General features: G+C 67.9%; 19 protein-coding genes. 13 read left to right on the top strand and 6 right to left on the bottom strand.

The window, feature by feature from the left end; genetic code table 11:
• Positions 1-62 precede the first annotated feature (62 nt).
• Together E3U26_RS13785 and E3U26_RS13780 are read right to left on the bottom strand one after the other, a co-directional pair.
• Complete coding sequence (locus E3U26_RS13785; RefSeq protein ID WP_072461820.1) at positions 63-956, bottom strand: helix-turn-helix domain-containing protein; 894 nt, start codon at positions 954-956, stop codon at positions 63-65.
• A 212-nt stretch (positions 957-1,168) separates the two neighbouring features.
• Entirely contained in the window at positions 1,169-2,317 is a 1,149-nt protein-coding gene (locus tag E3U26_RS13780; protein ID WP_499106205.1) for an RNA polymerase factor sigma-54, read from the bottom strand.
• Between the two features lie 135 nt (positions 2,318-2,452).
• On the opposite strand from E3U26_RS13780, the gene E3U26_RS13775 reads away from it, so the two are divergent.
• The 8 genes from E3U26_RS13775 to E3U26_RS13740 all read left to right on the top strand — a co-directional run bounded on the left by E3U26_RS13775 (position 2,453) and on the right by E3U26_RS13740 (position 10,776).
• Entirely contained in the window at positions 2,453-3,466 is a 1,014-nt protein-coding gene (locus E3U26_RS13775; RefSeq protein WP_072461819.1) for an ATP-NAD kinase family protein, read from the top strand.
• Between the two features lie 18 nt (positions 3,467-3,484).
• On the top strand, positions 3,485-4,465 hold the full coding sequence (locus E3U26_RS13770; protein ID WP_499106204.1) for a thiamine pyrophosphate-dependent dehydrogenase E1 component subunit alpha: 981 nt from the start codon (positions 3,485-3,487) through the stop codon (positions 4,463-4,465).
• Between the two features lie 14 nt (positions 4,466-4,479).
• Positions 4,480-5,487: an alpha-ketoacid dehydrogenase subunit beta gene (locus tag E3U26_RS13765; RefSeq protein WP_114537387.1), complete on the top strand. Its 1,008-nt coding sequence runs from the start codon at positions 4,480-4,482 to the stop codon at positions 5,485-5,487.
• Position 5,488: 1 nt separating this feature from the next.
• Positions 5,489-6,592 (top strand): acetoin dehydrogenase dihydrolipoyllysine-residue acetyltransferase subunit, encoded by a 1,104-nt coding sequence (locus E3U26_RS13760; RefSeq protein ID WP_499106203.1) that lies wholly within the window; start codon positions 5,489-5,491, stop codon positions 6,590-6,592.
• Positions 6,593-6,643: 51 nt separating this feature from the next.
• Entirely contained in the window at positions 6,644-7,432 is a 789-nt protein-coding gene (locus E3U26_RS13755; RefSeq protein WP_072461817.1) for an SDR family NAD(P)-dependent oxidoreductase, read from the top strand.
• The gene (locus tag E3U26_RS13750; protein WP_243784231.1) at positions 7,429-7,758 is read left to right on the top strand and encodes a carboxymuconolactone decarboxylase family protein; all 330 of its coding nucleotides are present in this window, start codon (positions 7,429-7,431) and stop codon (positions 7,756-7,758) included. Before E3U26_RS13755 ends, E3U26_RS13750 begins: the two co-directional genes overlap by 4 nt.
• A 9-nt stretch (positions 7,759-7,767) precedes the next feature.
• On the top strand, positions 7,768-8,841 hold the full coding sequence (locus E3U26_RS13745; RefSeq protein ID WP_036750484.1) for a 2,3-butanediol dehydrogenase: 1,074 nt from the start codon (positions 7,768-7,770) through the stop codon (positions 8,839-8,841).
• Between the two features lie 78 nt (positions 8,842-8,919).
• Entirely contained in the window at positions 8,920-10,776 is a 1,857-nt protein-coding gene (locus E3U26_RS13740; RefSeq protein ID WP_499106202.1) for a sigma-54-dependent Fis family transcriptional regulator, read from the top strand.
• 40 nt (positions 10,777-10,816) lie between these two features.
• Here the strand turns inward: E3U26_RS13740 and E3U26_RS13735 are convergent, their stop codons facing one another.
• Positions 10,817-11,263 carry an SRPBCC family protein gene (locus tag E3U26_RS13735; protein WP_072461815.1) on the bottom strand — a complete coding sequence of 149 codons (447 nt, stop codon included), beginning with the start codon at positions 11,261-11,263 and terminating at the stop codon, positions 10,817-10,819.
• A 62-nt stretch (positions 11,264-11,325) separates the two neighbouring features.
• Between E3U26_RS13735 and E3U26_RS13730 the strand changes: the two genes are divergently transcribed.
• A complete protein-coding gene (locus E3U26_RS13730) occupies positions 11,326-11,685 on the top strand; it encodes an ArsR/SmtB family transcription factor (protein ID WP_499106201.1) in 360 nt (119 codons plus the stop codon).
• A gap of 10 nt (positions 11,686-11,695) precedes the next feature.
• Here the strand turns inward: E3U26_RS13730 and E3U26_RS13725 are convergent, their stop codons facing one another.
• On the bottom strand, positions 11,696-12,880 hold the full coding sequence (locus E3U26_RS13725) for a replication initiation protein (protein WP_499106200.1): 1,185 nt from the start codon (positions 12,878-12,880) through the stop codon (positions 11,696-11,698).
• A 516-nt stretch (positions 12,881-13,396) separates the two neighbouring features.
• Between E3U26_RS13725 and E3U26_RS13720 the strand changes: the two genes are divergently transcribed.
• Together E3U26_RS13720 and E3U26_RS13715 are read left to right on the top strand one after the other, a co-directional pair.
• On the top strand, positions 13,397-14,806 hold the full coding sequence (locus tag E3U26_RS13720; RefSeq protein ID WP_036750470.1) for an AAA family ATPase: 1,410 nt from the start codon (positions 13,397-13,399) through the stop codon (positions 14,804-14,806).
• A complete protein-coding gene (locus tag E3U26_RS13715; RefSeq protein ID WP_072461812.1) occupies positions 14,799-15,911 on the top strand; it encodes a ParB/RepB/Spo0J family partition protein in 1,113 nt (370 codons plus the stop codon). The genes E3U26_RS13720 and E3U26_RS13715 overlap by 8 nt, the downstream gene beginning before the upstream one ends.
• A gap of 955 nt (positions 15,912-16,866) precedes the next feature.
• On the opposite strand, the gene E3U26_RS13710 is transcribed toward E3U26_RS13715, so the two are convergent.
• Together E3U26_RS13710 and soxC are read right to left on the bottom strand one after the other, a co-directional pair.
• The gene (locus E3U26_RS13710) at positions 16,867-17,532 is read right to left on the bottom strand and encodes a c-type cytochrome (protein ID WP_499106199.1); all 666 of its coding nucleotides are present in this window, start codon (positions 17,530-17,532) and stop codon (positions 16,867-16,869) included.
• On the bottom strand, positions 17,525-18,772 hold the full coding sequence (gene soxC / locus E3U26_RS13705) for a sulfite dehydrogenase (protein WP_499106369.1): 1,248 nt from the start codon (positions 18,770-18,772) through the stop codon (positions 17,525-17,527). The genes E3U26_RS13710 and soxC overlap by 8 nt, the downstream gene beginning before the upstream one ends.
• A gap of 472 nt (positions 18,773-19,244) precedes the next feature.
• Between soxC and E3U26_RS13700 the strand changes: the two genes are divergently transcribed.
• Both E3U26_RS13700 and E3U26_RS13695 read left to right on the top strand, forming a co-directional pair.
• The gene (locus E3U26_RS13700; protein ID WP_499106198.1) at positions 19,245-20,258 is read left to right on the top strand and encodes a hypothetical protein; all 1,014 of its coding nucleotides are present in this window, start codon (positions 19,245-19,247) and stop codon (positions 20,256-20,258) included.
• Between the two features lie 31 nt (positions 20,259-20,289).
• Positions 20,290-22,275, top strand: coding sequence for an MACPF domain-containing protein (locus E3U26_RS13695; protein ID WP_499106197.1), 1,986 nt, complete (start codon positions 20,290-20,292; stop codon positions 22,273-22,275).
• Positions 22,276-22,298 lie beyond the last annotated feature (23 nt).

Genomic DNA, 22,298 nt, shown 5'->3' with positions numbered 1-22,298 from the left:
AGTTTCCGAGCTATTAACTCGGGTATTTCCCGGCTGTCTTGAACGAGACCGCTGCGATTTGTTCAGGAATCCTGCAATCCGGCGCGGCGCCAGACCGAAGGCGGCATGCCGTGGACGGCGCGGAAGGCGCGCGACAGATGCGCCTGGTCGGCGAACCCGGTCGCATAGGCGATGTCGGCCAGCGACAGGGCCGGGTCGCGCATCATGTCGCAGGCCGCCTTCAGCCGCAGGCCGGCCTGCCAGCGTTGCGGCGTCTCGTTGCGCGATTGCTTGAAGGCGTGGAAGAACCGGCTTTCCGAAAGCCCGGCGATCCTGGCCATCTCGGCCACGGTGACATGCCGGTTCAGGTTCTGGTGCAGGTGGCGCTCCAGGGCGGCCAGCCGGCGCGCGGAAAGCCCGCCGCTGGCCGGGGCGGATGGCCGGGCCTCGGCATCGGTGGCGAAGATCTCGCCCAGCGTGGCCGAAAGCAGCGCGTCGATCAGCATGTCGCCCCGGCGCGGGGCGCGGACCTCGTCGGCGGCCAGCTGGCCCAGATGGGTCAGGCTGTCGCCCTGCCCGATCAGCCGCGGCATCGACAGGTCCGGCCGGATGTTCGAGGCCGCCAGCCGCTGCTGCAAGGCGCCGCCTTCCAGGTGGAAGTCGAGATGCATCTTTTCATGCCCGGCCTCGATGCGGCTCCACAGCGGGACGCCGGCCGGGACATACAGCGCCTGGATGCCGCGATGCTCGGCCTGGTCCGCGCCGGTGCGCAGCGCCAGCGGCGGCGGCGCCTCGCCCAGGAAGATCACGATGCGCGGGTCCGGCGCGATGTAGAACCCGCCGCCGCCCGCCTCGCCCCGGACCGACCAGACATCCGCGATCGCGCCGCAAAAGCGGCGGAAGGACAGTGGCGCCAGGGTTCGCAGCCCGTGGATGCGGGTCTCCATCCGGGGGCGAAACTCTCTGTGGGGCGACATCTTCTCCTGCCTGGATGCGTTGCTGGAAATTGCGGGCGCGGCCACGGGTCCGGCGCGGTGAATTGTTGATTGAAAAAGTCTGAATTGCAAGGCGCCTTGCCGGGCCAACGCTGCGGCACGGGCGGGCCTGCCCCGATCCGACAGATTTCCCTCGCCCGGACAGGGCCTTGCGGCATCGGCACGATGCCGCCGCCGGGAAGCGCGGCCGCCCGCTAGGGACGCGGCTTGCCCAGGATGGCGCGGTATTTGCCGACGGTGCGGCGCGCCAGCGGCATGCCGCGCCGCGCCAGCGCCGCGGCCAGCCTTGCATCCGAAAGCGGCTCGGCCCTGGGCCAGTTCTCGATCAGCGCCGCCAGGAGGCGCAGGACGCTTTCGCGGTCCACGCCCGGCAGGCGCGGGCTGACCGGCGCGGGCAGCAGATCGCGCAAGGGCACGGTCCCGCGCGGCGCCCGGATCGCCACCCCGGCAACCGCGCGGCTGACGGTGCTTTTGTCCAGCCCCAGCCTTTCGGCAAGCGCGGTCATCGTCAGCGGCCGCAGCCGTCCCCGGCCCAGCAGCCATGGCCCCTGCACCTCGGCCAGGACCAGGCCGATGCGCCACAGCGTGCCCGCCCGGCCCTCGACCGCCGCGACCAGCGCCTGCGCGGCGCCGCGATCCGCCCCATCACCCGCCCCGTCACCCGCCCCATCGCGCAGCGCCAGCCCGGTCGGCGCGATCCAGCGCAGCTCGCCCGCGGGCGTCAGCTCCAGCTCGGGCGGCGCCGGCGCCAGGTCGTCGGACAGCGGACAGGGGGCCAGCCGGCGCAGATCCTCCAGCATCCCCGCCGCGTCCTCCAGGTCGCAGCCGCAATGCGCGGCGATGGCGGCAAGATCCGCAGCCGCCGCCAGGTCCAGCCGGTCCAGCAGCGTCGCGATCATCGGGTCGAAGCGGCCGCGGGCCTCAAGCCCCAGCCGCAGATGCTCGGCAAGCGAGCGGGCAAAGACGCCGGGCGGGTCGAGCCCCTGCAGCCGCGGCAACAGCGCCTCGATCGCCTCGGCGCTGCAGGACAGCCAGCCCGCGATCTCGGGCAGGGGGTCGGCGATCCAGCCGCGCTCGTCAAGGCAATGCACCAGGGCGCGGGCGATGCGCGCCTCGTCCGGGCGCAGGCGCATCAGCCCGACCTGATCCAGCAGCGCCTGCCGCACCGAGACGACCGCCGCAGGCTCGGCCGCCGCCGAAAGGGCAAGGAAGGGGTTGGCCGCCGCCTCATGGCGCAGGCGCCGGCGCAGCCTGGCGCCGTCCATGCGCAGCACCTCCAGCGACAGCCGCATCTGCTGGCTCAGCGACAGGCCCCTGATCTGGCGCTGCTCCTGCCGTTGCACGGCCCCCGCCCCCCTGCTTGCGTCCTGCGACAGGTGTTGCAGCCCCTGCAACACCTGCACCCCCAAAAACCCCGGCAATTCCCGTTCCCGAACCTGGCACCGCCGTTGCTTGCATGATGGTCGGGAGGAAGGGACATGGTCAAGGTCGGCATCATCGCCAATCCGATTTCGGCCCGCGACATTCGCAGGGTGATTTCGCATGCGGGCAACCTGCCCATCAACGACCGCGCCAATATCGTGCTGCGCATGATGGCGGGGCTGGCGGCGGCCGGGGTGCAGGAGGTGGTGGTGATGCCGGAAAACGGCGGCATCCGCTTTCACCTGGAACGCAGCATCCGGCGCGAGGCGCGGCTGGGCCACGCCAATTTCCCGCAGCTGCGCTACCTGGACATGCCCGTCACCGCCACGCCCGAGGACAGCGCCCGCGCCGCCCGGATGATGGCGGCCGAAGGCGTCGCGGCCATCGTGGTGCTGGGCGGCGACGGCACCAACCGCGTCGTCGTGGGCGCCTGCGGCAAGGTGCCGGTGGCCGGCGTCTCGACCGGGACCAACAACGCCTTCCCGGAACTGCGCGAGCCGACGATCACCGGCCTGGCCGTCGGGCTGGCCGCGACCGGACAGGTGCCCCCGGACGTGGCGCTGCGCCCGAACAAATGGCTGGAGGTCACGCTGAACCACCGGCGCGAGATCGCGCTGGTGGACGTCGCCGTGGTCGAGGACCGTTTCGTCGGCGCCCGCGCCATCTGGAAGACCGCGGGCTTTCGCGACCTCTTCGTGACCTTCGGCCTGCCGCAGGCCATCGGCATGTCCGCCATCGCCGGGCTCTGCGACCCGGTGGACCGCGCCGCACCCGAGGGCCGCCATATCCGCCTGTCGCCCGACGCGCCGCGCCAGCTGCTTGCCCCCATCGCGCCCGGCCTGATCGACCGGCTGGGCATCGCTGGGGTCGCGCGCATGGCGCCGGGCCAGGCGCATGTGCCCTCGATCCCCGCCGGTTCGCTGGCCTTCGACGGCGAACGCGAGCTGACCTTCACCGAAAGCGACCAGGTCTCGGTGCGGCTGGTGCCCGACGCCTTCCGCACCATCGACGTGCCCGCCTGCATGGCCCATGCGGCCGCGGCCGGGCTGTTCATCCGCAACCCAGACTGAACCATAAGGGAGGAGTTCATGTCCAATCCGTTTCCGCTGCCCAAGGAACGGCTGCTCGACGCCTATCGCAAGATGCGCACCATCCGCGATTTCGAAGAGCGGCTGCATGTCGATTTCGCCCGCGGCGAGATCCCCGGTTTCGTCCACCTCTATGCCGGCGAAGAGGCGACGGCGGTGGGCATCATGATGCATCTGCACAACCGCGACCGCATCGCCTCGACCCATCGCGGCCACGGCCATTGCATCGCCAAGGGCGTCGACGTCAAGGCTATGATGGCCGAGATCTATGGCAAGGCCACCGGCTGCTGCGCCGGCAAGGGCGGCTCGATGCATATCGCCGACCTGTCGCTGGGGATGATGGGCGCGAACGGCATCCTGGGCGCCGGCGCGCCCCTGGTCTGCGGCGCGGCGCTGGCGGCGCAGAAGCTGGGCCATGACGGCGTCGGCATCACCTTCTTCGGCGACGGCGCCTCGAACCAGGGCACGGTGCTGGAAAGCATGAACCTGGCCGCGATCTGGAACCTGCCGGTGATCTTCGTGGTGGAAAACAACGGCTATGCCGAATCGACCTCGGTCGATTACGCCACCGCCTCGGACAGCTACGTCGACCGGGCGACGGGCTTCGGCATGCCGGGGATCACCGTCGACGGCCTCGACTTCTTCGCCGTCCACGAAGCCGCGGGCGAGGTCATCCGCCGCGCCCGCGAAGGCGCCGGCCCGACGCTGCTGGAATGCAAGAACGTGCGCTTCTTCGGCCATTTCGAAGGCGACGCCCAGACCTACAAGGCGCCGGGCGAGAACGAATACAACCGCGCCCACAACGACTGCCTGACGCTGTTTCGCCAGAAGGTGACGGAAGCCGGGGTGATCTCGGACGCCGAGCTGGACGCCATCGACGCCGAGGTGGCGGCGCTGATCGACGAGGCCGTGGCCGAGGCCATCGCCGCGCCGCTGCCCGAGGCCGCGAAACTGACCGCCGACGTCTATGTGAGCTATTGAGGGAGGGACGGAACATGGCACGCATCATCAGCATGAAGGACGCGGTGAACGAGGCGCTGGATCAGGAGATGACCCGCGACCCCACCGTGATCATGATGGGCGAGGACATCGTCGGCGGCGCCGGCGCGCAGGGCGAGGACGACGCCTGGGGCGGCGTCCTGGGCGTCTCCAAGGGGCTTTACGCCAAGCATCCGAACCAGATGATCGACACGCCGCTGTCGGAAAGCGCCTATGTCGGCGCCGCCATCGGCGCGGCGACGGCGGGACTGCGGCCGGTGGCGGAACTGATGTTCGTCGATTTCATCGGCGTCTGCCTGGACCAGGTCTTCAACCAGGCGGCGAAGTTCCGCTACATGTTCGGCGGCAAGGCGGAAACGCCGGTGGTGATCCGGGCCATGTGCGGCGCCGGTTTCCGCGCCGCCGCCCAGCACAGCCAGATGCTGACGCCGCTGTTCACGCATATCCCCGGCCTCAAGGTCGTCTGCCCCTCGAACGCCTATGACTGCAAGGGGCTGCTGATCCAGGCGATCCGGGACAACGACCCGGTGATCTTCCTCGAACACAAGAACCTCTACGCCAGCACGGCGGATGTGCCCGAGGAACCCTATGCCATCCCCTTCGGCGAGGCGAACATCGTCCGCGAGGGCGGCGACGCCACCATCGTCACCTATGGCCAGATGGTCGGCCGCTCGCTGGAGGCCGCCGAGCTGCTGAAGAAGGACGGCGTGGAGGTCGAGGTGATCGACCTGCGCACGCTGTCGCCCATCGACATGGACACGGTGCTGGAAAGCGTCGAGGCGACCGGCCGTCTGGTCTGCGTGGACGAGGCGAACCCGCGCTGCTCGATCGCCGCCGACATCGCCGCCACCGTGGCGCAGGACGCCTTCGACGCGCTCAAGGCCGCCGTGCAGATGGTGACGCCGCCGCATGCGCCGGTGCCCTTCTCGCCCTCGCTCGAGGACAGCTACGTGCCCTCGGCCGAGCGCATCGCCGCGGCCGTCCGCAAGACGATGGAGAACTGACATGGCGGATATCACCCCGATCCTGATGCCGAAATGGGGCCTGTCGATGAAAGAGGGCAAGCTGGCCGCCTGGCATGTGGCCGAGGGCGCCGAGATCAGCCCCGGCGACGAGATCATGGATGTCGAGACCGACAAGATCGCCAATGTGGTCGAGGCCGCCGACGGCGGTCTCCTGCGCCGCCGCGTCGGCGTCGAGGGCGAGACCTATCCGGTGCGCGCGCTGCTGGCGGTGATGGCGCCGCCCTCGGTCCCCGAGGATCAGATCGACGCCTATGTCGCCGCCTACCAGACCCCCTCGGCCGGCGGCGACGAGGGCGAGGAAGGCCCCGGCTACCAGTTCGCCGACCTGCCCATGGGCCGCATCCGCTATGCCGAGCGGCCGGGCGAGGGCGTGCCCCTGATCCTGATCCACGGCTTCGGCGGCGACCTGGACAACTGGCTCTTCAACATCGACGCGCTGGCGGAAACCGCGCCCGTCTATGCCCTGGACCTGCCCGGCCACGGCCAGTCGGTGAAATCGGCGCGACCGGCGGGGCTCGACCTGATGGTGTCGACCGTCATCGCCTTCATGGACCACCTGGGCATCGGCCGGGCGCATCTGGCCGGCCATTCCATGGGCGGGCTGGTCGCCGGCACGCTGGCGGCCCGGCATCCCGACCGCGCGGCCTCGGTCACGCTGATCTGTCCGGCCGGCCTGGGCGCCGAGATCAACGCCGGTTACATCGACGGCTTCGTCCAGGCGACCGGGCGTCGCGATCTCAAGCCGGTGCTGGCGCATCTGTTCAACGACCAGTCCCTGGTCAGCCGCGCCATGGTCGAGGACCTGCTGAAATACAAGCGCCTGGACGGCGTGCCGGACTTCCTGGCCGAGCTGTCGGGGACCCTGTTCCGCCAGGGCCGCCAGGCCGAGCAGGTCGCCGGGGCGCTGGCCGCCTCGGGCGTGGCCGCGCAGGTGATCTGGGGCGAGGCCGATGCCGTCATCCCCGCCGCCCATGCCGCCGCGCTGCCCGGCGCCCAGGTCAGCGTGATCCCCGATGCGGGCCACATGGTCCAGATGGAGCAATCGGCCGAGGTGAACCGCCTGATCCGCGACTTCATCGCCTGAACCGGCGGCCGCCCCGCATCCGGGGCGGCCCTTTGCAATGGGAGGAAAGACATGAGCAATTCCGTCGAGGGCCGCAGCATCATCGTCACCGGCTCGGGGCGCGGCATCGGCCGCTCGATCGCCGAGGGGCTGGCGCAGGCCGGCGCCCGCGTGGTGATCGCCGACATCGCCGCCGATACCGCCCAGGCCACCGCCGCCGAGATCCGCGCCGCGGGCGGGCAGGCCATCGGCCTTGCCGTCGATGTGACCGACCGCGCCAGCACGCGCGAGCTGATCGCCCGCACCGTCGCCGAACATGGCCGGCTGGACGCCATGTTCAACAATGCCGGCATCGCGCAGGTCAAGCCGTTCAACGACATCACCGAAGCGGACTGGCACCGCGTCATGGACGTGAACGCCATGGGCGTGCTGATCGGCATCCAGGAGGCGGCACGGCAGTTCATCGCCCAGGGCGGCGGCGGCAAGATCGTCAACACCGCCTCGATCGCCGGCAAGCAGGGCTACGAGCCGCTGGCGCATTACTCGGCCAGCAAGTTCGCCGTGGTGGCGCTGACCCAGGCCGCCGCCCGCGCCTTCGGCAAGCACGGCATCTGCGTCAACGCCATCTGCCCCGGCGTGGTCGCCACCGACATGTGGAAGCTGATCGACAAGGGCTTCAAGGACGAGGGGCTGACCAGCCGCGACAACGAGGCATTCGAGGGCTTTTCCGCCGACATCCTGCTGGGCCGCCCCTCGCGCCCCGAGGATCTGGCGGGCGTCTCGATCTTCCTCGCCTCGGCCGGGTCGGACTACATGACCGGGCAAAGCCTGGTCGTCGACGGCGGCATGGTGCTGCTATGAGCGCGAAACAGAAACTGGCCGAGATGAACGCCCGCGCCGCCACGCTCTACAAGGCCGACGGCAAGACCATGTCCGCATTCCGCGGCCTGATGGCCGCCGCGAACCGCGAGGGCAAGCTCGGCCCGGCGATGAAGGAGATGATCGCCCTTGCCGTCGCCATCGGGCGCGGCTGCGAGGATTGCATCATCTTCCACACCGCCGAGGCCAAGTCCCATGGCGCCAGCCGCGACGAGTTCGTCGAGGTTCTGGCCATCGCCATCGAGATGTCCGGCGGGCCGGGCACGGTCTATGCCGCCAAGGCGCTGGCCGCCTATGACGAATTGTGAGGCATCCCCATGAAAGCATTGCGTTTCCACGCCGCCAAGGATCTGCGGATCGAGGATATTCCCGAACCGCCCCGGCCCGGCCCCGGCCAGGTGCTGATCCGAAACCGCTATGTCGGCATCTGCGGCACCGACCTGCATGAATATGCCTCGGGCCCGATCTTCATCCCGACCGAGCCGCATCCCTATTCCGGCGCCCATGGCCCGCAGGTGCTGGGCCACGAGTTCGGCGGCGAGGTCGTGGCGGTGGGCGAGGGCGTGACCAAGGTCGCGCCCGGCGACCGGGTGGCGGTGCAGCCGCTGATCATGCCGCGCGGCGGCGAATATTTCGCCGACCGCGGCTGGCACAACCTTTCGGGCAGCCTGGCGCTGGTCGGGCTGTCCTGGGTCTCGGGCGGCATGGCCGAGATGGCGCTGCTCAACGACTACAATGTCGAGAAGATCCCCGACGGCATGACCGACGAAGAGGCCGCGCTGGTCGAGCCGACCGCCGTCTGCGTCTATGCCTGCGACCGCGGCCGGATCACGGCGGGGAACTCGGTGCTGGTCACGGGCGCCGGCCCCATCGGCATCCTGGCGCTTCTGACCGCGCGGGCCTTCGGCGCGACGCGGCTGTTCGTGTCGGACGTGAACGACACGCGGCTGGCGCTCGCCGCCGAGGTGGTGCCCGGCGTCGTCGCCATCAACCCGGCGCGCGAGGATGTGGGCGAGCGGGTGCGCGCCGGCACGCAGGACGGCATCGGCTGCGACGTGGCGCTGGAATGCGTCGGCAACGACCGCGCGCTGCAATCCTGCCTCGACGCGGTGCGCAAGCAGGGGGTGATCGTGCAGACCGGGCTGCATCCCGGCAAGGGCAGCGTGGATTTCTTCCAGCTGACCTTCAAGGATGCCGAGATCCGCGGCTCGTGGTGCTATCCGACCCATGGCTGGCCGCGCACCATCGAGCTGATCGCCTCGGGCGCCATCCCGGCCAAGCGGGTTGTGACCCGGCGCATCGCGCTGGACCAGGCCGTGGCCCAGGGGTTCGAGGCGCTCCTGGACCCCGCCGGCACCCAGCTGAAGATCCTGATCGACCTGTCGCGCTGAGTCCTGCCGCCTCGACAAAGTTTTCCACCCGGCGCGGCCAAGCCGTGCTATCGTCGCGCCGGGCTTTGGGAGGAGCCGATGGGAGGTATGCAGGACACGGGGACGCATGTCCTTGAAATCTTTCGCGCGGCCGAAGGGCAATCCTCGCGCCGCGACGCGGATGTTCTGGCGTCCTGGCGGCGCTGCGTGAACGAACACCGGCTTGACCCGACCCGGCACCTGGGACCGCGCATCGTCACCCAGGGCGAGTTGCGCCAGCACCGCCAGGAATCCGAGGAACTGCTGCGCACGGCCCGGCACGGGATGGAGGATCTGTATCGCCGGGTCAACTCGATGGGCTATGTGCTGCTGCTGGCCAATGCGCGCGGCGTGACCGTGGACGCCATCGGCGACGCGCAGCTGGACCGCGAATTGCGCCATGCCGGGCTGATCACCGGCTCGGAATGGCACGAGCGCGACGTCGGCACCAACGGCGTCGGCGCCTGCCTGGCCTCGGGCCGGGCGATCACCGTGCATCGCAGCGATCATTTCGACGTGACGCTGACGCCGCTGTCCTGCACGGCGGTCCCGATCCACGACACCCAGGGCAACCTGATGGGCGTGCTGGACCTGTCGCACCTGCACGCGCCGCAGGACAAGATCAGCCAGGCGCTGACGCTGGAGGTGATGAAATCCTGCGCCCGCCGCATCGAGATGGCGAACCTGGTCTGCAACCACCGCTCGGACTGGATCCTGCGGCTGCATCCCTCGCCCGAATTCCTGGACGTGGACCCGATGGCGGCGGTGGCGGTCGGCGCGGACGGCCGCATCACCGGCATGACCCATAACGCGCATGAGCTGGTGAACCGCGATCTGATCGGCCGCCCCTTCAGCGAGGTCTTCGCCCATGAATTCGAGGATCTGCCGGTGCTGTCCGCGGCCCTGGCCCCGGTCGAGGGCGTGCTGGAGATGCAGTCGGGCGGCATCCTCTTCGCCCGCGCCGTGCCGCCCACCGCGCCGCCGCGCAGCCCCGCCGGCGCGGCCGCCCTGCCCGCGCCGCTGCTTGCCATTCACGGCGGCGACCCCGCCATGCAGCGCCTGGCCGAGCGCGCCGCCAAGGTGGTGGACCGCAAGATCAGCGTGATCCTGCGCGGCGAGACCGGGACCGGCAAGGAATTCATCGCCCGCGCGATGCACCAGTCCTCGCGCCGGCGCGGCCCCTTCGTGGCCATCAACTGCGCCGCCCTGCCCGAGGCGCTGATCGAATCCGAACTGTTCGGCTATGTCCCGAACGCCTTCACCGGCGCCCATGCGCGCGGCAAGAAGGGCCTGATCCACCAGGCGAACGGCGGCACGCTTTTCCTGGACGAGATCGGCGACATGTCCCTGCCCCTGCAGGGCCGGCTGCTGCGCGTGCTGGCCGAGCACGAGGTGCTGCCCGTCGGCGGAACCCGCGTCGAGCCGGTCGACATCCGCGTCATCTCGGCCTCGCATCGCGACCTGGCGGCGCAGGTGGCCGAGGGCAGCTTCCGCCAGGATCTCTTCTATCGCCTGAACGGGCTGGTGCTGGACGTGCCCCCGGTGCGCGCCCGCGCCGACCTGGAATGGCTGATCGACCGCATCGCCGCCGCGACCGAGGAAAGGATCGGCTTCACGCCCCCCGCCAGGCAGCGGCTGCTGGCCCATGACTGGCCGGGCAACGTGCGGGAAATCATCAACGTCTGCGAACTCTGCGCAGCCCTGTGCGAGGGCCGCCCGGTCCAGCCGGACGACCTGCCCGCCCATATCGCCGCCGCCGCGGGGCAGCCGGACCGGCAATCGGAACATGAGCTGCTGGAATGCCTCAGGCAATGCCGCGGCAACCTGTCGGCGGCGGCGCGGCTGGCCGGGGTCGATCGCTCGACCTTCTACCGCAGGCTGCACCGCGCCGGCCTGATGGACCGCCGGCAAGGCTAGGCGGCGACGGCGGTGGCGGCGGAAAGACCCGCCACCCGGCCTATTTGTAGAAGCCTTCGCGCAGGGTGATGCCGTGTTCCAGCCAGGCCTTCATCGCGCAAAGCATCCCGGTCCAGCCCTCGCAATTGCCCAGGCAGCCCTTCAGCCCGGCCTCGGTCTCGGGCCAGCCGTATTCGCTGATCCGCACCAGCGTGCGCCCGTCCTCCAGCGGGTGAAAGGTCATGGTCACGGTGGTCCAGACGCGCGGCTCGCCCTCGGCCTCCCATTGCAGGACGATGCGCTCGTCGGGCACCACCTCCTGCACCAGCACCGGAAAGGCGCCGGGGAAATCGTGGAAGTCCCAGCTTACCTCGGCCCCGGCCTCCAGCCGCCCTTTGGCGCCGCCGGTGGTGAAGAATTTCGACAGGCTGTCGGGGTTCACCACGGCCTCGAACACCTCGCCGACCGGCTTGGCGATCCGGCCGCTGACGGTGAATTTCAGTTCCATGCGACGATCCTCCTTGTTCTGCCCTCCTTGCCCTGCATCCCATAATGTTATAGAAACATAACATGTCAACCGAAGATCAGGACGACGCGCTGTTCAAGGCGCTGGGGCACCGGGTGCGGCGGCAATTGCTCGACCGGCTCAAGGCGGGCCCCCAGACCACCGGCGGGCTGTGCGAGGCGCTGCCGCAACTGGACCGCTGCACGGTCATGCAGCACCTGCGGGTGCTGGAGGCGGCCGGGCTGGTCGTGGTCGAGCGCCGCGGCCGCGAAAGGTGGAACCACCTCGACGCGCTGCCGATCCAGGCGCTGCAGGACCGCTGGATCGGCCCCTATGCCGCCCATGCCGCCGCCATGCTGGCCGGGCTGAAACGGGCGGCGGAAGACGGGCAGCCGCAGGATCGTGACAAGGCGCTGCCGGACTAGGCGCGCGCCCTCAGGCCTCTTCCAGCCCGTCCAGCAGGCCGGGGGACATCTCTTCCCAGAAGGCGGCGATGCGGATGGCGTTCAGCGGCGACATCCAGCCGTGCTTTTCGAAATCCTCGCGCATGCGCGCATCGGACAGCTGCGCCAGGAACAGCCGCTTGTCGGCGTCGCGCTGGGTGGGCGTGCGGGCCTTGACCGCGTCCAGGATGCGGCGCAGCCGCTCGGCCCGCGGGTTGGGGGCCGCATCCCCTGCCCGCTCGGCCGCCGCGCCGAAATTCCCCTCCAGCGCCGCGGTCAGGTAGCCGAGCTTGCTTTTGACGTTCTTGCGCGTCTCGACATAATCCAGCTTTTCCAGCACCTGCTCTTCGCCATGCGCCGAAAGCCATTGCCGCGCCAGCCGGTCGCTGACCCCCAGGCCGCGCAGCCGGGCATAGACCGCGCCGTGCCGCATCCCCTCGCCGTCGTCCATGTCCAGGATCGCCAGCTGCGGGTTTTCCTTGATGCGAAAGCGGATCTCCGTCACCACCCTGCCCTGCTTGCGCGTCTCGGGCGTGACCAGGATGTTGCTGGTGCGGTTCACCTCGTCCACGGCGGGCTTGATGACCTTGGCGTTCAGGTGCTTGAAGGTCTCGTAATAGGCCGAGCCCTCGACCCCCATCAGCCGCCGGAACAGGTCCAAGGGCCACCAGCCGGTCGAGCCGGTCCTGACGAAGCGATAGCAGTTCTCGTAAAGCGCCAGCGCGTGCCCGCTGGTGAAGCGGCGCTGGATGTTCAGGTTGATCAGCGCAAAGACCTTGGGGTCGTGCAGCTTTTCCGCCAGGGCCGGGGAATAGGCGTATTCGCAGATCCCGCCCTTCAGCTTGGCATAGCTCAAGAGGCTGCTGACCCCCCATTCCTGCTGGCCCTTTTCGTCCAGCATGTCCCATTCGGCAACCGTCTCGGCCAGGCCGCGCAGCGACTGCTTCAGCGTGTCCATGTCGTTGCTGTTGTAGCCGATCATCAGGCACAGCGTGCGCGCGTCGATCTGGTGGCGCGCGCGGCTGATCAGCGTGTCATAGGCATTGAGCAGCAGCACGTTCGACAGCTTGCGCTGCAGCAGCGTCAGCTTGCCCGAGACATGGATCGCCGCCACATGCTTCTTGACCGCCCCCCGGCGCAGCGCGCCCGAAAGCTGGTCGCGAGGAATATCCCCCATCGCCCTGCCCTTCTTGTCGTTGCACCGATTATGCCCGATCAGGTACCTCGCGACAACCGCCATCCGGGTTCCCATGATCCGGGAAATCCCGTCCCGCAGATGGGTGCCTTTGCCGCGCCCGGCCCGGAAAGGCACCCGTTTACGGGGCGCAGGAGTCACGCTCCGGGGCGAAAAAGGGCCGAAAACCGCACCTTCGGGCCGATCCCGCAGGCGGAAACCCCCATTCCCGCGAATCGGTGCCCCACCCCCCGGAATCGGGCACCCTTCGTCCCGCAAACAGGTGCCTATGAACCTGTAAACGGGTGCCGGAACGGGTCTATCCTCATGAAATTGCGTCGGTTTCTTTCCCCTAAAGATTCTAAAGACCTGAAAGGAATCCAAACTTTACGCTGCTGCTTTTCCTGATTTTGGGGGAATTTCGCTGCGAAACCTCGCAGAACGATTCACTTGCGCGGAAGGATGTGTAATAGTTTCGCCAAAACATCCAACGAAGCAGCACATCGCAGAGGTAGCGGCATGTCTTCAGGCAAAGACCCCCTTCCCCCCTATTTCAACATCAGCCCGGCCAGGGCGGCCGAGCGTCTGTCGGAGCCTATCGACACCGCCCGATTCGCGAAAGCCGCCGCCTTCGCCGCCAAGGGCCGCCAGGATCTGGCCGAGCGCGGCTATGCCCCCGACGGTCGCAAGCGCCTGCGCCGCTTTTCCACCTGGGAGGTCTGCCGCTACCTGATCCCGGTGGCCCCGGCGCATTTCCGCCGCGTGCTGCTCAAGAACCCTGACCTGCCGCAGGGCCAGGGCGAGGGCAATTCGAAATGGTTCAGCCTCGACGACGTGCTGCGCCTGCGCGACCATTTCGCGACCGAGGGCGCGGCCGGCCGGGAATACCGCCCCTGGCGCCCCGAGGGCCTGCCGGCCAAGACCATCGCCGTGGCCAATTTCAAGGGCGGCGTCGGCAAGACCTCGACCGCCGCGCATCTGGCCATGTCGGCGGCGCTCGACGGCTACAAGGTGCTGGTGATCGACCTGGACAGCCAGGGCAGCATGACCTCGATCATGGGCGGCAAGGTGGCCGACGAATGGTCCACCGCCTTCCCCCTGCTGGCCAAGGACTACGCCCTGGCGCTCCAGGACGAGAACCGGGTGCGCGAGGCGGCGGGCCAAAGCCCCCTGCCCTTCGACGAGACCCTGACCGAGGCGCTGACCCTGTCGGCCCCGGACCTGATCCAGAAGACGCATTGGCCCAACATCGACCTGCTCGGCGCCCAGCTGAACCTCTACTGGGCCGAGTTCCAGGTGCCGGTGTGGCGCATGGGCCTGCGCGGCTGGCCGCTGTGGGATGCGCTTGGCAATGCGCTGGCCAACGACGGCATCCTGGACAGCTATGACATCATCATCCTCGATACCCCGCCGGCGCTTGGCTACCTGACCATCAACGCGCTGGCGGCGGCCGACATCCTGCTGGTGCCGCTGGGCGCCTCGTTCCTGGAATTCGATTCGACCGGGCGCTTCTTCGACATGCTCTATTCGACCTTCGCCAGCGTCGAGGAAGGCGAGAACGCCGCCCGCCGCCGCGACGGCCTGCCCGAGATGCGTTTCGAATGGGACGCGGTGCGGGCCATCATCACCCGCTTCGACGCGGCGCAGCAGACCGACCTCGCGAACGTCATCCAGGCCTATTTCGGCGATTTCATGACCACCTATCGCCAGGAGCTGACCGCCATGGTCGGCCAGGCCGGCGAACAGGTGAACGGCATCTACGAGGCCGATTACCGCGAGTTCAACCGCGAGACCTATGTCCGCGGCCGCGAGACATTCGACCGCACCTGGGCCGAGGTGAAGGAGTTGATCCTGGGCACCTGGTGGCGCGATCTTCAGATGCAGAAGGCCGAAGAGGCCGCACAGGCGAAGGAGCAGGCGCATGGCTAAGCGCAGAAGGCTGGAAACCCCCAGCAGCGCCGATCTGGACCGGATCGAGGCGCAGTTTCGCAGCGAAACCTTCGAGCGTCCCGCCCTGGGCCGCGGCATCGCCCCCCCCATCGCCCAGGTCGCCGCCGACAGCGCCGCCCTGTCCAGCGCCGAAAGCGTGGAGGGCCGCGCCGCCCGCGCCAGGGCCGATGCCGATGCCGCGCGGCTGCATGACGCGCAAGAGCGGGGGTTGCTGATCGTCGAGCTGCCGATCGAGCAGATCGACGAGGGCGCGATGATCCGCGACCGCATGGTGATGAGCGAAGAGGACATGCAGGAACTGCGCCTGTCCATCGCCGCGCATGGGCTGCGTCTGCCGATCGAGGTCTTCGAGATCGACAGGCCCGAAGGGCAGGGGCCGCGCTACGGGCTGCTGTCGGGCTATCGCCGGCTGCATGCGGTGCGGGCGCTTCACGAGCTGACCCAGGCCGAGAAGCATGCCACGATCCGCGCCCTGATCCGCCCCCGCACCGAGACCGACGAGGCCTTCGTCGCCATGGTCGAGGAGAACGAGGTCCGCGAGGAACTGAGCCATTTCGAACGCGGCCGCATCGCCGTGATCGCCGCGAACCAGGGCGCCTTCGCCAATACCGAGGATGCGGTGAACAAGCTCTTCGCCACCGGGTCCAAGGCCAAGCGCTCCAAGGTGCGCTCGTTCGCGCTGATCTTCGAGGAACTGGGCGACATGCTGCGCTTTCCCGAGGCGCTGACCGAAAGGCGCGGCCTGCGCCTGGCGACTGCCTTGCGCAACGGTGCCGAAGCCCGGCTGCGGCAGTCCCTGTCCGTGCGCATTCCAGGCGACGCCGACGAGGAATGGGCCCTGATCGAGCCGGTTCTGCAATCGCTGGAGAGCAATCGCAGCGAGCTGGGCCGGGCCGGGCGCCCGCGTTCCAACGCCCCGCGGCAAGGCTGGAGCGACGCCATGACCTGGCGGACCCAGGGCGGCGTCGAAATCCGCTGGGGCAGGGACGGCAAGGCGCATATCCTGAGGCTGGAGGGCGACCAGCTGGACGACGACCTGATGGAGCGCCTGGTCCGCGAGATCCAGGCGCTGCTGGACGGGTAGCGGTTTCGCAGCGAAACCCCGAGGATGAGCCCAAATGTCGGGACCGTCAGGGCGCGATGACGGCCCGACCTTATTGCCAAACCCGGCCGATAGAGGTAGCAATTAGGGAAGGCCGGTCCTGGCGGTAGCTCGACTCCAAGCGGCCCGGTTGCGGGCGGATGGGCCGGCGAGTTCCAGGCTGTCCAAGGCGGTATCCGGCTTGGCGCGGCAGGTGCCCTGGAGCAGGGCAGGGGGCATCGCTTGGCGGGAAATGGGTGGGATGGCCCCCTCTGCTGTTATCCGCAAAATCTCGATCATATGCGGATCATTCTGATAACTGGCTGATTTCATTGTGGCCGAGATGGGCGCGCGCTGGTTGCCTGAGTGCCTCCAGACGGCCCGGAAACGCGCAATGGCGGGTGCCTTTGGGTCGCGGAAAGGGCAGGGGGCGTGGGGCGGCAGATCGGGGGCGGAGAAGTCTTGATGGCGCCGATGCGGGATGGGCCTGCGGAAGCTGGTCGGGCGGAACCGGCGAGCCGGCGATCCCCGGCCTATCGTCCTAGCCGCGGCGTGGAGTTCGATGAATGGCTGCGGGTTGAGTAACCGGAAGGCTGCACTTTCTGCCCGAACATTGGACCGTCGGGACGGTCGGCAATCCCCGGCCTTGGCGCTGTGCCTGCCGCGTGGAGTTCGGCGAATGGCTGCGGGCAGCGTGACCCGAAAGGCAGCGCTTCCTTCCCGGATATTGGATCGCCGGCACGTCCGGCAATCCTGGCCCTGTCGCCGTGCCTGTCGCATGGGGTGCGGGGGATGGCTGCGGGCAGAATGATCGGAAGGCTGTACTTCCGCCCGGACATTGGACCGCCGGGACGGCCGAGGCCGTGGACAAGCCGAGGCCGCGGGGTTGCGCGACGCGGCCTATCGGTGGCGAGCCCGGCGGGTGCCATGGGCGCATCGCGATGCGCCCATGGCCGCGTCAGAGCCGCTCGGGCCGCGGGTCGGCCGTGAAGCCCTCGGCATTGGGCATGCGCACCTGCGGCAGGGTTTCGCGGTCCAGCACCGCTGTTTCGTCCAGGATCCCGGCGCGGCCGAGGATATAGGCGCTGATCGCATAGACCTGGTCCGGCGTCAGCGAGCCCGGCGCATCCATCGGCATCGCCCGGTGGATGTAGTCGTAGAGCGTGCTGGCATGGGCCAGGTAGCTCTCGACCGTCTTGAGGGGCTTGTCGCCGGCCAGCGTGTCGCGGCCGCCGATCAGCGCCGGCCCGCCGGTCTCGGGGATGCCCTCCAGGTTCTCGCCGTGGCAGGCCACGCAACGCTCGTCGTAAAGCGCCTTGCCCTCGGCATAGCTGCCCCGGCCGTCGGGAAGGCCCTGGCCGTCGGGCGTCGCATCGATGTCGATCGCGGCGATCTCTTCCGCCGTCGCGGGCCGGCCGATGCCGAAATCCGCCTCGAGCCCCGGCGTCCCGGCTGCCTCGTCCGCGACCACGGGCGAGGGCGGCGTGGGCTCGCCGCTGTCGGGCAGTTCGGCCGGAAGCGGCGCGACGCTGCGGGGCGCGGCGGCGTCCTGCGCCAGGCCGGCCAGCGGAAACAGCGCCATGGCCAGCGCAAGGGCGCTGCCGAGCGGGGATTGCCTAGGCATGGACATTGGACACCTCGCCATTCTGCGCAATGCGCCAGCTTTGGATCGCGTTCAGGTGATAGACCGACCTGGTGCCCCGCGCCTGGACCAGCTCGGCCAGGGTCGGCTGGCGATAGCCGGTCTCGTCGGTGCAGCGGCTTTGCAGCACCGTCTCGGCCCCGTCCCAGGCCCAGGGCAGGCGGAAGCGGGTGTGGCACTTGTCCAGCACCGGTTCCTGCAGGGCGGCCTTGGCCCAGGTCTTGCCGCCGTCGGCCGAGACCTCGACCTCGGCGATCCGGCCGCGGCCCGACCAGGCCAGGCCGGTGATCTCGTAAAAGCCCGGACGCGGCAGCTGCATCGCGCCCGAGGGAAAGGTGATGACCGATTTCGCATCCATGGTCAGGGTGAACTGCCGGGCGGTGCCGTCGGGCAGCAGGTCGGTGTATTTCAGCGTCTCCTCGCGCGTCATGAAGGGCTTGTCGCCGACCTCGAGCCGGCGCAGCCACTTGATCTGGGTGTTGCCCTCGTAGCCGGGCAGCAGCAGGCGCAGCGGATAGCCCTGCTCGGGGCGCAGCGCCTCGCCGTTCTGCGCATAGGCCAGGATGGCGTCGTCCATCGCCTTGTCGATGGGGATCGAGCGGGTCATGACCGCCGCATCGGCGCCCTCGGCCAGGATCCAGGCGGCGCCGTCCTGCACGCCCGCCTCGGCCAGCACGGTCGAAAGCCGCACCCCGGTCCATTCCGAGGTCGAGGTCAGCCCATGCGTGCCCTGCACGGTCCTGAGCGTGGGCTTTTCCCATTCCGTCAGCCCGTTGCCAGAACATTCGATGAACGTGATCCGGCTGGCCGAGGGCATCCGCTTCAGGTCGTCCATGGTCAGGCGCAGCGGCTTGTCCACCATGCCGTGCAGGATCAGGGCGTGGCGCTGGGGGTCGATAGTGGGGATGCCGCCGTGGTGGCGTTCGAAATGCAGGCCCGAGGGGGTGATGATCCCCTGGCCCGAGGCCAGCGGGGTCATCGACCAGCTGGAATCCAGGCTGGCGGTCGGATAGCGCCAGCGGATCTCGTTCTCGAATTGCGACCGCGAGCCATAGCCGCCGTCGTCCAGAATCACCCGGCCCTGTTCCCTGGTCGGGTCGGGCTGCACCGGATATTCGATGGCGCCGGGCGGGGCTTCGGCGCGGGCGGGACGGGCGACCAGCGCGCCGCCCAGAAGCGCGCCGCCCAGCAGCATCCCGCGCCGGCTGAGGCCGGGAAACATCCCCTGCCGGCAAGCGCAATCCTCGGTCGGCCGGGGATGCAGGATGCGGTTCTCGAGGGCCACGAGCGCCTGGGCCATGCGCCTTTCGGCCGGGCCATAGCGTTCGGATGAGAATGGCAGATCTGGCATTGCGTTTCCTCCCTGTGGTTTCGCATTCGCTGGATTGATGCCGTGGCGCCGCGTCCTGGTCGCGGCGCCGGGTCCGATGATAGCATCAAATCGCCCGCCACGCGTTCTTTGGCGGCGGCTCGCCTTGTGATTGCAAAGGGGTGCCGGGCTTCGCCGATAATTCGGTCTTGCGCCGGGTTATTTGCAAAAACCACGAATGCAGCAGGAAGGGGTTTGCATTATCGGAAAGGTCATCCGGGCTGGCCTAATAATATACCCGCCCGGACGATTATGACTTTGGGGGAAATCCAAAACGTGTTATGCATGCAGGATATTGGTTAAACATTACGTGCGGAGTGGGATGATGGCATCAACCAACATCCAGGGACGTTCTGTTGATTCCGTATCCAGCGAGAATGCGACGATCAGCCTTGGCGGCGGTCAAGACGGCTCGCAAGGCTTCTTTCTTCTGGATCATAATCTTGGAACGGTAAAGGCTGTTTTGTTCCTGGTCAGGGACCAGCCGTTCAAATTGCAGATCAATTCCTCGGGGCCGCGTGGTTTCATGGCTTGGCTGGAAATGGCCGACAATGAAGGCCAGGGCACCGAAATCACCAGCAGGATCGTCAATATCGCGCATAATTTCGATCCTTCCAGGCTGGACGTCGCCGGGAATGTCCTTTTGGATCGCTGGAACGACAGCGATCGGGCGCTGGTCCCGGTTTCCAGGGACAAGGTCCGTTTCAATGATCGCGTCAGTCCCGATTTGCGCAAGATCCTGACCTTGAAAATAGCGCCGCTGACGGATTTCGAGGCCGGGGGCATCCGGTGGAGTTTCGACCGGCCCCGCTGCGACGCGCAGCGCTTTGGCGAGCTTGCCGCGCTGATGGCGACCTATGCGCCGGGAAAGATCCTGGAGGATTTTGCGCCCGAGAAACTGCCCGACATCCTGGCGGCGCTTCGCGAGCTGAAAAGCACCGACGACATCGGCTCGGTGCCGGCCACGTTCACCAGTTCCGGCCGGGCGGTCGAGCAGATCTCACAGCGGGAGGTGGATGAAACCTCGGATCTGTTCGGGGTTTCGTCCGATTTCTCGCAACCGGGACGGCCGCAGGCGGCGCCGCCTGCTGGAAACGGGTCCGGCCCGCCGTCGCCGGAGCCTGCGCTTGCCATCACCCCCGCCCCGGCCGGAACCGGGCTTGATCCCGGTTTTGGCTATCTTGCCCATGGTCCGGCCCTGCCGGGAACCGCCATGCCCATACCGATCAAGCCTTTGAAGTATTTGAACGCCTTTGCTGAAAAGCTCGATCTGAAGATCGTGACATTGGGATCGGCGGAAGCCCTGGCAGAGGCGCGCAGGAAATTCGCATCGGGTTAGGGTGATTACGAACCATTAGCCGAGGTGTTTCATGATTAGCTTCATCCTCAGATCACGCGACGGAACGTCGCGAACGGATGCCGCTGCCGACAAGGCAAGCCTTGCGGATTTGCGCAAGCTTTTCGTCTCGACCGACGAAATGGACGAGTTCGACCAATTTCGCACCGGCCAAAGCGCCGATGCCCTGACGCTGGTGCCGCAGGACCGCGAGGCCGCGACGCCCATCGCCGACAATATGGTGGTCGAGATCGTTCCCATTCGCCGGCAGATCAAGTTCAAGGATCGCAAGGGCAAGGAACACAAGGTCTATGTCCGCGCCGATGAAACCCTGGCGCAATTCAGGACGCAGAATGCCGCGCTGGTCGATAAGGACGATGTTTTCCGAATCTCCGGGACGGATGTGGACAAGGCGGCCGAGGCCACGGCCTATCTGCGGCGCGTTGACGAGCTTTCCGTCAAGCGCGAGGCCGAGCCGGCGGTTCCCAAGAAGTTCAAGCTTCTTTACCTGGAGGACGGCGAAAAGCCACGCCAGGTCGATTGGCCCGATGGCGGCGAGAACAAGACGCTTGGCCAATTGCGCGATTTCCTGAAAGGCTGCGACGGCATTCCCGCGGGCCGCCCGTTCCTTGATTCCTCCGGCAAGCCGATTGCCGAGGATATGGAGCCCTACGAGATCGTCGGGCGGCTGGGAAAGCCCGATGAAAAGCTGGGGCTGCTGCGGTTTCGATTCGAAAGCCCGCGCAAGCGCGGCGCCGCTACGCCTGCAGGCAGCTCCTCGGGGTCGGCCCCGCCAAAGCCGAAAAGCGAAACCGGCGGCGGCGCCCAGCCGGGGCTGATCCAGACCGAGGACATGCTGCAACAAGTCCTGGGCCGGCCCACCGCCCCGACCGGCGCGCCGCAGGACGTTTTCGACAATATGGATGGCGGCGAGCGGCAAACCATCCTGAATGCCCTGCGCCATCTTCACGGCCTGCGTTTCGTGCCGATGCCGGATGGCAGTTTCGACCTGGACCGGCCGCCGCGCCCGGCCCTGGACGACGAGGAGGCGGCGGTTTTCCTGACTGTCGCGCGGCCGATCCGCTCGACCCGGTTTTCGGCTTCGGCGACGCAAAGCCGGACGCTGGACGCCATTGCCTCTTCGCTGTCCTGGAATGCCGGTGGCGATTTCGGCGTCGAGGGCAAGGCCGCGAGCCTTTCGATCAAGAGCGATTATTCCGAAACCAAGACGAGCGATCACAAGGAAGCCAGCGCGGCGCTGCATATGCGGATCGAATATCTGGTGGCCAGGGCCGAGATCGTGATCGATCCGCGCAATGCGATCCTGTGCAAGCCGCTTTATGACGAGGTGAACGCATTGGCCAACGCCATGCCGGAAACGCCCGAGGAAAGGGCAGGGGCGCTTGCCGCCATCCTGGACAGCTATGGGACGCATTTTCCGCTGCGCACGATCATCGGCGGCAAGCTTATCTATCGCCAGGACCGCGAGGCGAAAGCGGGCGAGGACGTGCAGACCCTGGTGCGCGCCTTTTCCACCGAGGTGCAGGGTTCCTACAAGGCGGTGACGGCCAGCGCCCATGGCGGTTTCAAATCGGAAACCTCGTCGAAATCGGTTTCGGAGGAAGCCTTTCAGAATATCGAAGTCACCAGCGCCGGCGGCAATCCGGCCCTGGCGCTTGACCCCTATGGATGGGCGACGACGCTGAGCCATGCGGGATGGTGGAGCGTCATTTCTTTTGCCGATGTGGTGCCGCTGCTTTTCCTGCTGCCCGAGGCGCTGAAAAAGCCGATCATCGGCATTTTCCTGGAAGGCAAGATCGAGGGAAAGCTGCGCTCGCCGATAAACTGGCAGAAATACCGCACCCAGCTGCTTCACCATATCGCGACGATGGATCCCGATTCGGAAGAGCTGAGGATCGCGGACCCTGCCGCAGCCGGGCATCCCCAGGAAAAGCCGGCGGAAACCAGGAAAGAAGAGCCGGCCGAGGAACAGGGCGACGATCTTACCATCGGCTCGTGACCGGCCGCCATCCCGTTTATTCA

The sequence above is a fragment of the Paracoccus ferrooxidans genome, from assembly GCF_029909815.1.
GTDB classification, from domain to species: domain Bacteria; phylum Pseudomonadota; class Alphaproteobacteria; order Rhodobacterales; family Rhodobacteraceae; genus Paracoccus; species Paracoccus versutus.
This window is presented reverse-complemented; position numbering and strand designations above follow the sequence as displayed.